This is a genomic window from Listeria ivanovii subsp. ivanovii, from assembly GCF_900187025.1.
Classification (GTDB): domain Bacteria; phylum Bacillota; class Bacilli; order Lactobacillales; family Listeriaceae; genus Listeria; species Listeria ivanovii.
Window position 1 is genome coordinate 1,224,707 of sequence record NZ_LT906478.1, and the last position, 13,038, is coordinate 1,237,744.

The 13,038-nt window shown below is 32.7% G+C and carries 6 protein-coding genes and 2 pseudogenes; 7 read left to right on the top strand and 1 reads right to left on the bottom strand.

What is annotated here, in order from left to right; genetic code table 11:
- The first annotated feature begins 229 nt into the window (after positions 1 to 229).
- The 6 genes and pseudogenes from CKV67_RS06080 to CKV67_RS14700 all read left to right on the top strand — a co-directional run.
- Entirely contained in the window at positions 230 to 3,553 is a 3,324-nt protein-coding gene (locus CKV67_RS06080) for a leucine-rich repeat protein (RefSeq protein WP_014092633.1), read from the top strand.
- A gap of 430 nt (positions 3,554 to 3,983) precedes the next feature.
- A complete protein-coding gene (locus CKV67_RS06085) occupies positions 3,984 to 5,324 on the top strand; it encodes a leucine-rich repeat domain-containing protein (protein WP_014092634.1) in 1,341 nt (446 codons plus the stop codon).
- Positions 5,325 to 5,628: 304 nt separating this feature from the next.
- Positions 5,629 to 6,321 carry an Ig-like domain-containing protein gene (locus CKV67_RS06090; RefSeq protein ID WP_025279901.1) on the top strand — a complete coding sequence of 231 codons (693 nt, stop codon included), beginning with the start codon at positions 5,629 to 5,631 and terminating at the stop codon, positions 6,319 to 6,321.
- A gap of 337 nt (positions 6,322 to 6,658) precedes the next feature.
- On the top strand, positions 6,659 to 7,621 hold the full coding sequence (locus tag CKV67_RS06095) for a leucine-rich repeat domain-containing protein (RefSeq protein WP_014092636.1): 963 nt from the start codon (positions 6,659 to 6,661) through the stop codon (positions 7,619 to 7,621).
- 561 nt (positions 7,622 to 8,182) lie between these two features.
- Positions 8,183 to 9,043, top strand: a pseudogene (locus CKV67_RS14695) (internalin N-terminal domain-containing protein); the annotation flags it as partial.
- Between the two features lie 153 nt (positions 9,044 to 9,196).
- Positions 9,197 to 10,012, top strand: a pseudogene (locus CKV67_RS14700) (Ig-like domain-containing protein); the annotation flags it as partial.
- Positions 10,013 to 10,416: 404 nt separating this feature from the next.
- On the opposite strand, the gene smcL reads toward CKV67_RS14700, so the two are convergent.
- On the bottom strand, positions 10,417 to 11,424 hold the full coding sequence (smcL, locus tag CKV67_RS06110) for a sphingomyelinase C SmcL (protein ID WP_014092638.1): 1,008 nt from the start codon (positions 11,422 to 11,424) through the stop codon (positions 10,417 to 10,419).
- 385 nt (positions 11,425 to 11,809) lie between these two features.
- Here smcL and CKV67_RS06115 point away from each other — a divergent pair, with 385 nt between their 5' ends.
- A complete protein-coding gene (locus CKV67_RS06115) occupies positions 11,810 to 12,754 on the top strand; it encodes a leucine-rich repeat domain-containing protein (RefSeq protein WP_014092639.1) in 945 nt (314 codons plus the stop codon).
- Positions 12,755 to 13,038: the final 284 nt, after the last annotated feature.

Sequence of the window (13,038 nt, forward strand, 5' to 3'; positions counted from 1 at the left end):
TCAAATATGACTTTTAGACCAAGATTTATATTGCTTCGGATAAGAGTATCAATAAAGATTATTCTTACAGGCCGATGTACTAACTTTTGTTATATACATAGCAATTTTTTTAAACTAAAATACATATTCAGAATACATTAAAGATGATGGATTTAGTGGGTAATAAAATATTATTCATGAAAAAATAATTTTTGATGTTTCCAATTTATAATAAGAGGAGTGTAAAATATTGAGGGAAAAAAATTGGTTGCAGGGTGTATTAATAATAACGTTACTAACAATGATTGTTGCATGTATTAGCATGGATTTTAAAACAAAGGTAAGGGCTGCAAGTATTTCGCAACCAATGCCTATTAATAAACTTTTTCCAGATCCTGGTCTATCAGAAACTATCGCAGAGACATTATCAAAAAAGAACATTACAGATGTAGTGTCTCAACAAGAGTTATCAAGCATAGATGAGCTTTATGCCGATGAAAGTTGGATAAAATCTATTAAAGGAGTTCAATATTTATCAAACTTAAGAAAAATATTTTTCCAAAAGAACCAAATCAAAGATATAAGTGATCTTGCAAGTTTAATAAAATTAGAAGAAGTAAGGTTGAATGGCAATCAAATAAGCGACATCAGTGCATTAGCTAATTTGTCTAAATTAAATGTACTAGATCTAAGTAACAACCAAATCAAAGATATCGATGCCTTATCTAACCTAGTAAAGCTAAAAAGTTTAAATTTGGATGATAATCAACTAACTGATATAAGCAAATTAGAAAGTTTAACTGCACTAAAGGAGTTGTTTTTCACTGGAAATCAAATAACCGATATAAGAGTACTATCAAAATTAACCAACTTAACTGAATTAGTTTTTAATAAAAACCAAGTAACTAATATCGCAGCATTATCAAAATTAACCAATTTAACTGCATTAGGGTTTAGAGAAAATAATGTAAAAGATATAGCCCCATTAGTGAAGTTAGTTAAATTAACTACTTTAGCTTTTAGCCAAAATCAAGTAAAAGATATAAGTGTATTAGAGACTTTGGATATTCTAGTTTATTTAGCTTTTGATGGGAACCAAGTAAAAGATATAAGTGTATTAGCAAAGTTAAACCATTTAGCTTACTTAGTTTTTGATGATAATCAGGTAACTAATATCGATGCACTGGCAAAATTACCAAATTTAATTGGAGTGATGTTTAATGATAATAGAGTAAGAAATATGAGCCCATTAGCCAATTTAACTAAGCTAGAAAAGTTGCATGCAGAGGGTAACTACATACAAGATGTTAAAGCGTTAAGTAGTTTAACGAAACTGAAAGAATTAAAGCTAGACCGTAATTGTATCGTGGATATAAGTCCACTGGCAGGATTAAATAATCTTGACGAGTTAGAGTTATCTAATCAAATATTTACAAATTCTACTATAGGCTATCAAGAAAATTTAACTATCTCGAATATTATCAAAGATAGGGCGGGAGAATTGATAGTACCAGATACCATCAGTGACAATGGCACTTATAAAAAGCCAAACATCTCTTGGAACATACCTACGTTAAAAAAAGAAGTAAGTTATGACTTTGAATTATATGTAATAATTGGCCAGGCAGGAAGTTATTTTAGTGGTAAAGTAATCCAGCCACTAAACAAGCTGGACACAATAGAATACAATAAAGCCATCAATGCATATGGTCGTGTTAAATCTGGAGTAAAAAGCGCTATTTGGTCCCACCCTTATAGAACAAAAGACGCCAAACAGATAGGAACACTTTCAGTTTATGCTGGCAAAAATTTACGGATCTTACAAGAAGCAAAAACAACAAGTGGTACTTACTACCAAATTAGAGTAGGCAAAAAGACGATTGGCTGGGTAGAAGCCAAAAATATCGCTTTTTTCTACAAACCAAGCATGGAGAAAAAAGCTAATGGCGTCCGCTACATTGCCCCTGGAAAAGAAAGTCAACATGTCTATAAACTTCCTGTCATAGATGCAGCTATCGATGAAGGAACACTTGCAAAATTCAAAGGGAAAAAACTCACTTTACAACGAGAAGTCACGATTGAAAAAGAAAAATGGATGCTACTTCAAGGTATTGGTTGGGTAAAAGCAACTAACTTGTCCACCGAGCACTATGATAAAGTACTCTACAACAAAGCCATCACCGCCTATGCGAGAGTAAAAATAGCTAAAGGAAAACAGGTGTGGTCCACTCCATATCGTACTGCTGGCTACAAAGTGATAGGTTCTTTGTCGCGCTATAATGGTAAAAATTTACGGATCTTACGAGAAGCAAAAACAAGGAGTGGCATTTATTATCAAGTTAGAGTTGGCAAAAAGACGATTGGTTGGGTAGAAGCCAAAAATATCACTGTTTTCTACAAACCAAGCATGGAGAAAAAAGCTAATGGCGTCCGCTACATTGCCCCTGGAAAAGAAAGCCAACATGTCTATAAACTTCCTGTCGTAGACGCGGCTATCGATGGAGGAACGCTTGCAAAATTTAAAGGAAAAAAACTCACTCTACAACGAGAAGCCATAATTGGAAAAGAAAAGTGGGTGCTACTTCAAGGAGTTGGCTGGGTAAAAGCAACTAACGTGTCTGCCTTACGCTATGATAAAGTGTTCTATAACAAAACCGTCACTGCCTATGCAAGAGTGAAAACAGTAATGGTGTGGTCCAATCCATATCGTAATGCTGGCAATAAGGCCATAGGATCTTTGTCACGCTATACTGGTAAAAACTTACGCATCTTACGAGAAGCAAAAACAAGAAGTGGCGTTTATTATCAAGTTAGAGCAGGTAAAAAGATGATTGGCTGGATAGAAGCTAAAAATTTGACTGTTTTCTATAAACCAAGTATGGAGAAAAAAGTCAAAGGTACCCGCTACATTGTCCCGGGAAAAGAAGGCCAACATGTCTATAAACTTCCTGTCGCAGACGCAGCTATTGATGGAGGAACACTTGCAAGATTCAAAGGAAAAAAACTCACTCTACAACGAGAAGTCACGATTGGAAAAGAAAAGTGGGTGCGACTTCAAGGAGTTGGCTGGGTGAAAGCAACAAACGTGTCTGCCTTGCGCTACGATAAAGTATTCTACAATAAAGCCGTCATCGCTTATGCGAAAGTAAAAACACCCATGGTATGGTCCACCCCATATCGTACTGCTGGTTACAAAGCAGTAGGCCCTTTATTGCATTATACCAGTAAAAACTTACGGATTTTACGAGAAGCAAAAACAAGGAGTGGCGTTTATTATCAAGTTAGAGTAGGCAAAAAGACGATTGGCTGGTTAGAAGCTAAAAATTTAGCTGTTTTCTATAAACCTAGTATGGAGAAAAAAGCAGCTGGAACTTGTTACGTGGTCGCAAGAAAGAAAAACAATTTGTATTACAGTCTACCGGTTGCGGATGGAACTATTAGTCGTGGCAAACTTCAAAAAATTAGTCGCAAGAATTTAACCGTTAATCGGAAAGCAACTATTGGAGGACAACAATGGTATCGGATCAAAGGAGCTGGCTGGACAAAAGCAGCCAATCTAAGGTTGAAAAGATAATAAAAGATACCGTATTTGTGTACAAAACTGAGGTAGTTATATTTAGTATAAGGGCTATTCTAAAAATTTACGCATAATATCATAACTAGAGACTAGGATAAAAAGGTCTCTAAAAGGCAAAAGCAGAAATCATGTCTATTCCATTTTTCAAAATGGCTCTATACAATGATTTTTGCTTTTCTATTTTCCAATTTTTATTGCCGAACTTTAGTTATGCCCCAGCCTCATTAGAGCCATTTAAGCTAATTATTTTTAGAATTTTTTACTTTCAATAAAAAATATTAACTTTTGTTATATAAATAACTCCTTTTTTTATATACAATAAAAAATTGGAAGATGTTAAAGAGATATAGATAATGGTTCAGTAAAAAACTATCCATATGAAAATTCTTTTTGACGTTTCTAAATTAGGGAAAAGGAGTGTAATTTATTGAGAAAAAAAGAATGGTTAAAAAAAGTATTACGGGCACTTTTACTAACATTTATTGTGGCGTGTTTGAACACAAGTTTAGGAACGAAGGTAAATGCCGCAAGTATTCCACATCCTATGCCTATAGATAAGGTTTTTCCAGATCCTAGTCTAGCGAATGAAATGAAAATAACGTTAGGAAAGAAAAGTGTAACAGATGTCGTCACTCAAAAAGAATTAGAATCGAAAAACGAGTTCAATGCAGCTCATAAAAATATTCAATCGATTGAAGGGTTGCAGTATTTAACTAATTTAGAAGTGCTGTATTTGTCCGGGAATCAAATAACAAGTATTAGCCCTTTAAAAAGCTTAAAAAAATTAGTCGTATTAAATTTGGATGCAAATGAGTTAAGTGACATAAGTGATATAACTAAATTCTCAAGCTCGAGTGCGTTAACACACTTATTTTTGAATAATAATCAGCTAACAGATATTAGTGCATTAGCTAATTTAACTAATTTGGAAACTTTAGATGCAATGGATAATAAATTAAGTAGCATTCAAGCACTTGCTAGCTTGGAAAAACTAAAAATGTTGCGTTTGAGCGGAAATCAAGTAAGTGATATAACAGGTTTAGAGGGATTGAATAATTTAGAGTATGTAGAGATAATTAATCAAGAATGCATAAATGAACCCATATGCTATCAGCCTTTCTTAATTATCCCCAATACTATCAAAACTTTGGAAGGAAAGCTTATTGCACCAAAAAAAATTAGGAATAATGGTAAATATGCTCAGGAGAATGTCCAGTGGGTATTATCTAGTTATGTTGATGAAGTAAGTTACACATTTGATGAGCTTATAAGAATTGGAAAAACACGCGCCAAATTCCATGGAAGAGTAATACAGCCATTAGAACGAAAGAAACTATTTATTGACAATCTAAAGTCTATCAAAGAAATTTTTCCAGATGCAAATCTAGCAGAAATCCTTAGAAGAGCTTTAAAGAAAAAGCATGTTACGGATCTAGTTTCGCAACATGAATTGGACAAAATAAAAGAAGTTCACGCAGATGATAGAGATATTACTTCCATTGAGGGACTGCAATATTTATTTAATTTAAATAAACTTTATTTAGCTGATAACCAAATAAGCGATATTCGTTCTTTAGAAGTATTAACTAATTTAAAAGAATTATATTTAGATAATAATGGTTTAACAGATAAGAGCGTTAGTGGACTTATCAACTTAGCGCACTTAAACACACTCTCTATTAGAGATAATAAAGTGAGTGGAGCAATGGCTAGAAATTTAATGAACAATTTAACCAAACTAAAAGATTTTAATTGGTGTGAACAATAATTTTTCAGAAATGCCACCACGTTTATAATGAACAAACTTAAGCATAAATGTTAGATATAACTTGATATGCACACGTAGGTATTCTATGCTCTCGCTTAATAGCGGGGGCTTTTTTATCCCAATTAAAAACGAACTATTTTTTTACTATTAAAAAAAATCACTAATCGCAGCGAAAAATTAACATTTGTTATGTAAGCGTCTTCTTTTATTTGCTAAAATACGAGTATACAAAGAGACATGGAAAAGGTAAGCTGACCAAGTTTTCTTTGGTATTTCTAAATTTATTTCTAAGGAGTGAAGCGCAGTGAGAAAAAATAATTGGTTACAAAATGTGGTAGTAGCAACGTTAGTATTAGTGGTGGGTTTGTGTATTAATACAGGTTCTGGAACTAAGGTACAGGCTGCAAAGATTTCACATCCGATGCCCATTAATAAAATCTTTCCAGATCCTGATCTAGCCAATGCTGTGAAACAAAATTTAGGGAAGAAAAGTGTTACAGATTGTGTTTCTCAAAGGGCGCTAGATAAAGTACGAAAATTCAATGGCATTCAGGCTAATATTGAATCTCTAGAAGGGATACAATTTTTCACTAAATTAGAAGAGTTGTTTTTGTCTTCTAACCAAATAAAGGATATTAGTCCTTTGAAGGATTTAACGGAACTAAGGGTGTTAGATTTAAAAATGAATGAAATAAGAGATTTAACCCCATTAAGAGGATTGAGTAAGATAACTTGGCTAGATGTTACTTATCAAAAGATAGTTGAAGACTCAGTACCATTTGAATCAGACTTGTTTATTCCAATTACGGTTCAAAAAATAGATGGGAGTTTGATTACTCCGAAATGTATTACGGATAATGGAGTTTATATGTGCGATGGTATTACATGGAATTTGCCTGGATATAAGAAAGAAGTAAGCTATAAGTTTTGGGAATATATCAATGTTGGTAAAACACGTACCACTTTTACTGGTATGGTGAAACAACCATTATACTAAAAGGCTGCCTTTTTAATTGAGCCCTCGCATTTGAAATGCACCCAAAATGTTAGACTTAAAAATCTAGCATTAGGGTGTATTTTTTTGACTAAACATATAACCTGGAAGAAAGTGGATATTAATATACAAAGGCAATTTATCATATAATATATTTTTACAATAAAAAATTATAGTTACGAGCAAATATATTAACTTTTGTTATATAAACAACTTTTTTTTTAGCTAAAATAAATAATTGGGTTATGTTTAAAAGGATTGGAAGTGGTTAGTTGACAAAATCTATTCATATGAAAATTCTTTTTGATGTTTCTAATTCATAAAAGAGGAGTGTAAATCGTTGAAAAAAAAAGATTGGTTAAAAAGTGTAGTAGTAGCAATTTTAGTATTAATGGTAGGTTTTTGTGCTAATATTTACTTTGGAACAAAGGTATATGCTGCAGGTATTCTACATTCGATACCTATAAATGAAATTTTTCAGGATTATGGTTTAGCGAATGCAGTGAAACGACAATTAGGAAAGCAAAGTGTTACAGAGGTTGTTTCACAAAGAGAACTAGATGAAATACAAAAGTTAAATGGTAATGGTTGCAACATTAAATCTATTAAAGGGGTAGAATATCTTACTAATTTAACAAAGTTATATCTATCTTATAATCATATAAGTGATATTAGCGCGCTTGCTTCTTTGAGTCAACTTGAGGTATTATCTTTAAAGCAGAATAAGCTAAAAGACATCAATTCATTAGCTAACTTGACCAAATTAAGATGTTTGTATGTGAGTAACAATCAATTAAGAGATTTATGGGCATTAGAAGGGCTGAAGAATTTAGAGTATGTAGATGCAGAAGAACAAACCTGCACCAATAATCCTGTTGTATACAAACCAAAAGTGGTTATTCCAAATACGATTAAAGACATGAGCGGAAAGTCAGTTACACCAAATTTTATTAGCGATAATGGAGAATATATAAATACGGATGTTATATGGGAGTTGCCGACATATACAACGGAAGTAAGCTATAGATTTAAGGATATTCTAAACATTGGGAAAGACTACGTTCTATTTAGTGGTGTAGTAATACAGCCAGTGGAATTAGAGGCACCTGCTGCTGAAAATGCACCCTCTATTAACCAAACTTTACCAGCAGCAAGTCTAACAGAAGCACTAAAAAAAGGCTTAAGAAAAAAGGCAGTTACGGATATTAGTCCAAAAAGTGAATTAGATAAGGCGAATGAATTTCACGATGAAAATAGAGGAAGTGCAATGTTTATGCAACTTAAGAAATCTCTACTTATGTGATACCAACCGGAAAGGAAATAAATGAACAAATGCTAGGAATTTAATGATTAATTTAACCAAACTAGAAGTTTTTAATGGGTGGAAAAATAGTGTTTTTAGAAATAATATTACGTTTATAATTAGAGAATTGTGCACAGTGGCTAGGTGTATGTAAAGATACATTCGTGTATACTTCATGCTCTCGCTTAATAGTGAGAGCTTTTTTATGTAATCAAAATATACGAGATATGATGGAGATAAACTGTTATGTTCATTACAAGAGTAAACGGAGGAAGTAAGTTGTAATAATAAGCAGTAAGAAAATAATTCTAATTATTCATAAGGTTTACGATTGCATGAGAGCAAGTTAGCGTCAGTATTTAGTCATTTTTCTCCTTGATAATGAGTGGAAGTATTAACTTTTGTTGTATGAATTGTTTCTTTTTTTAGCTAAAATACACAGTTGGAACATGTTGAAGCTATTTTTAGATGGTGATATGGAAGGTACTATCCGTCCGAAGATTCTTTGAGTGTTGCTAATTTATGTAAAAGGAGTGCAATGTATTGAGAAAAAATAATTGGATGAAAAAAGTTGTAACTATGCTAGTTTTCATTGTAGGTTTATGTGTTACGATGGATTTTGGAACAAAGGTACAGGCTGCGAGTATCCCAAAGCCGTTACCTATTAATCAAATTTTTCCAGATCCTGGTTTAGCGAAAAAAGTGAAAAGAAGTTTAGGAAAGAAGAGTGTAACTGATTTAGTTTCACAATGGGAGCTCAATCTTGTACTAGAATTTAATGGCAATGGTTGCAAGATCGAATCTCTTGAAGGCGTACAATATTTTACTAATTTAAAAGAGCTGTATTTGTCTCGTAATGAGATAAGTGATCTTAGTCCTTTAAAAGATTTAACTAAATTGAGCCTATTGTGTATAAACAAAAATAAACTGGAGAATTTAAGTGATATTCCCACTGCTCAATTAGTTCGCTTATTGGTAGATGATAACGAACTCAGAGATGCCGATTCGCTTGTTCATTTAAAGCATCTAGAGACTTTATCTATAAGTAAAAATAAACTAAAAAATATTGAAGGGCTCTCTCATTTATCCAAACTAAAATTATTGGATTTGAGTAGAAATGAATTAAGAAATTTATCTGTATTAAAAAGACTAAAGAAGATAAGCTGGCTAGATTTGACTTGTCAAAAATGTGTGAATGAACCAGTGGAATATAACGCTAAATTGGTTATTCCAAATACTATCAAAGCCCCAAATAAAAAATTGATTGCCCCAAGTTTTATTAGTAATAATGGAATGTATATAAATGACCAAGTTACATGGGACTTACCTGCTTATACAAGTGAAGTAAGCTATCATTTTAGCAAAATTGTAAGGGTTGGAGAAACGAAAGCACTATTTGATGGCACAGTGATACAGCCCTTACTCTCTAAGATATCTGATAGTGAAAACGAAAAAGATTTATCGGAGTCTAATCAAGCAGAAAGACGCAAAGAAAGTCTAAGAAAAAAGAATAGTACGGATGTTGGGTCAGAGGATGAATTAGATAAAGGAAATGAATCTCACGCTGTAAGTATCTCCAAACCGCTTCCTATTAATGAAATTTTTCCGGATCCAGGTATAGCGAATGAAGTGAAAAGAATTCTATGCAAGAAGAGCGTGTCAGATATTGTTACGCAAAAGGAACTAAATAGTATAAGGAAATACTTTAATTGCAATGAAAGCAATGTCAAATCTCTTGAAGGGCTTCAATTTTTAACTAATTTAGAGGAGTTACATTTATCCGAGAATCAAATAAGCGATCTTAGTCCGTTAAAGGATTTAACTAACTTATCCACACTTTATTTGAATAAGAATAAGCTGAAAAGTTTAAACGGAATTCCAACTGCTAAATTAGTTCGCTTAGTAGTAGATGATAACGAACTCTCAGATGCAGATCCACTTAGCGATTCGCTGCGCCTAGAAAGCTTATCTATGAGTAAAAATAAGCTAAGAAATATTAACGGACTTGCCAATTTAACCAAACTTAGAACATTAAATTTGAAGAAAAATGAGTTAAGGGATTTAAGTCCATTAAGAAGGTTAAAAAAGCTGAATTCACTAGATGCGTCATGGCAAACATGCGTGAATGAGCCAGTAGAATTCCAACCAAAAGTCGTTATTCCAAATACGGTCAAAGGGCCAAATAGCGCACTAGTTTCCCCGACAGATATTAGTGATAATGGAGAATACGCAAACGGTTATATTACATGGAATTTACCTGTTTATAAGAAAGAAGTAGTCTATATGTTTAGCAAAAATGTACGAATTTGGGAAATCGAGACCAAATTTGATGGTGTAGTGATACAACCGCTATATTTAAAGACACCAGTCAATGAAAACCAACCTCAATAGCCAAGTAATTCCAGAATCTATCCATTAGAAACATCGATAATAATGGTTTAACAAATGATAGCATTAGAGGGCTTAAGACTCTCTTTTAGTGGGAACAATTTCTAGGGATTTAATGCCTCATTTAAGTAAACTAGAAGATTTTAATGGGTTCAAAAATAGTATTTATAGATTTGTTACCCTCGCATTTTGCGAGGGCTTTTCGTTTATAAAGGAGTGTTTATTTATTATTAAGCTAGATTGATATTCCTGATTTTTTATAATCAAAATGTGTAGGATAAATTTCAAGATAAAAAATACGTGTGAAGCTAAAAAGTTCTTATTGATACTTTTTAGCTTCACACGCTGAATACAACTAGTTGGAATAATAAATGACAGTACTTCAATTTTAAAATTGTATTTGGTTTTTAGTTATTATCAGTGAAACCAACTACAGGATAATGATCTGAAAAGTCTTGATACGTATAAGTTTTAAACCAAGATTTCACAGACCACTGTGGTGACTTGGTATGCAAGACTTTGTTATGCCATGAATGTGGACGTGCATGACCGTTTTCAACAAAAATATAATCAAGGTATTCTGGTGCTGCTTTAGGATAACTTTCTTTTAACATCGAATTAGTCGTTGGATCCCAAGTAGCCATCTGTCCGTTAAAGTTTGCCGGAGAGCTAACATTTAAAAGCTTTAACATATCATGATATTCATCTGTACCGTAGTTTACGTTCAAATCGCCTCCAATAAAGATAATTTCATCTTTAGGGATATTTTTCTTGGCAATAAATGTTTGAATTTCTTGCATTTGTTCTGCACGAATCGCCCGGCTAGTATCTTTAGAAATAAGCGAGTCATCCGCTTGGGTATGAGTTCCAATTATATGATAAGGTTTTCCGTTTTTCATAATTTTAACATAGGCGAATCCTTTATTACTGAGCCGATCTGCGCCACCGCCGCGCTGAAAAATATGTTGGCTTTTTTCGACAATAGGCCACTGGCTAACGACAGCCACTCCACCATCTTCCAAAGCAAAATTGGAATAATTTCCTTCCGTTTTATCCCAACCATGTTTACTTCTCCCAATTACGGGTGTTTGATGAGGATACATTTCTCTAAGGTTATTTAATAGTCGATGTGAAGCACTTGTATCAAAGGCTTCGTTTAAAATGACGACATCATTATTTTTCATATAGTCCGCTTGTGCAATTAAATCAGCTCGGTGCATTTGTCCCCAATTAGGATATATATTTCTAGAAAATAAATAAACGTTGTGTGAAGTAATCTTAAAATTACCTGGATACTCATCACTAGCTTGTGTTTTCAGCTCACCATAGTGGCCAAATAAAAATGTGAAAAAGAGTAAAAAAATGAAAGCACCGCATATTTTGGGTATTGTTTTTATAATTTTAAATTTTTCCATATTTCCTCCATCATTTTTAATGAAATAAAGTCATTTATTATTCATTTTATAGTATAGTGTGTTTTTTTTTAGAGTTCAATAACATTTTTGAAAAGATTATTATTCACTTTCGCAGTTGGAAAGTAGTCAAAATTCAGGTTGAATCAATTAAATTAAAGAAATTGTATTAGATAGGATGAGGTTAGCATAACGAGTTTTAGGTTTATTTCTCCGCGAAAACAAGCGAAAAAAATTAACTTTTGTTATATACATAATTCTTTTCTTTTACTAGAATATATAATTGAAATGTGTAAAAGATTTGTGGATATTTAGTTAGGTGACAAAATATAGTCCATTCGAAAATTGTTTTTGGTGTTTCTAATTTATGTAAGGGGAGTGTAAATCGTTGAGGAAAAATGACTGGTTGAAAAATGTTTTAATAACAATTTTAGTAACAGTTTTTGTTGTATGCGTCAACATGAGTTTGGAAACAAAGGCACAAGCAGCTAATATTCCACACCCGCTGCCAATTAATCGAATCTTTCCAGATCCTGATCTAGCGGAAAGAGTGAAAGAAACCCTTAAAAAGAGCAATGTAACAGATGTTGTTTCGCAAAGGGAACTAGATGAAGTGCAAATATTCAATGGAAATGGTCGCACTATTATATCTATTGATGGCTTACAATACTTTACTAATTTAAAAGAGTTATATCTGTCGCGTAATCACATCCGAGATCTTACTCCTTTAAAAGATTTAACTAATTTAGCGATACTTTGTTTGGATAAAAATAGGCTAGAAAATTTGAATGGCATTCCAAGTAACAAATTAGTCCGTTTATCGCTCGAAGATAATGAACTCACACAGGTTGATGCCCTTGCTAATTTGACGCAACTAGAAACATTGTTTATTAGTAAAAATCAGCTGAAAAACATTGATGCCCTTGCTAATTTAACCAACCTAAAAACATTGGATTTAAATAGAAATGAACTAGAAGATTTAAGCCCATTAGCAAGATTAGAGAATCTAACCTCGCTTGATTTGGCTAATCAGAAATGTGTAAAGGAAGCATTAGTATACAAACCCAAATTAGTTATTCCAAATACTATTAAAGGTCCGGATAAAGTCTTAATTACCCCAAGCTATATTAGCGATAACGGAAGCTATACAAATGGTCAACTCAAATGGAACTTACCTGTTTGTAAGGAAAAAGTATGCTATACATTTGCGCAGCTTGTACGAGTTGGGAAAACAGAGGTCGTATTTAATGGTGTGGTTATCCAGCCATTATACCCAAAGAAGCTAGAGACTAAAAAAAGAGCTTCATTTTACCTATGTGGTTTAACAAAATAAATGATGATAACTAACTTCAAATAGTTTTATACAATATATATTAATTTCCCTTAGCCCATTATATTAACTTAAGAAAATCTTCAAAACGTGAACCCCTAGGAATTAAAAGATAGTAAACGATTTGAAGATTTTTTGTGTTCATTTATTTCCGTTTTAATTGGTACTTTTTGCAGTAAATTCATCCTTTATTAGTATGAAAAGCTATACACATTTATAATGTTTATCTAAAAAGTGGAATCGTTTAACATTTGTTAATGACGAGAATTTATATTTCAAGTATGATG

Bases quoted from the DNA above. Each gene is read 5' to 3' on its own strand.
- smcL (WP_014092638.1), bottom strand. From the start codon at position 11,424: ATGGAAAAATTTAAAATTATAAAAACAATACCCAAAATATGCGGTGCT.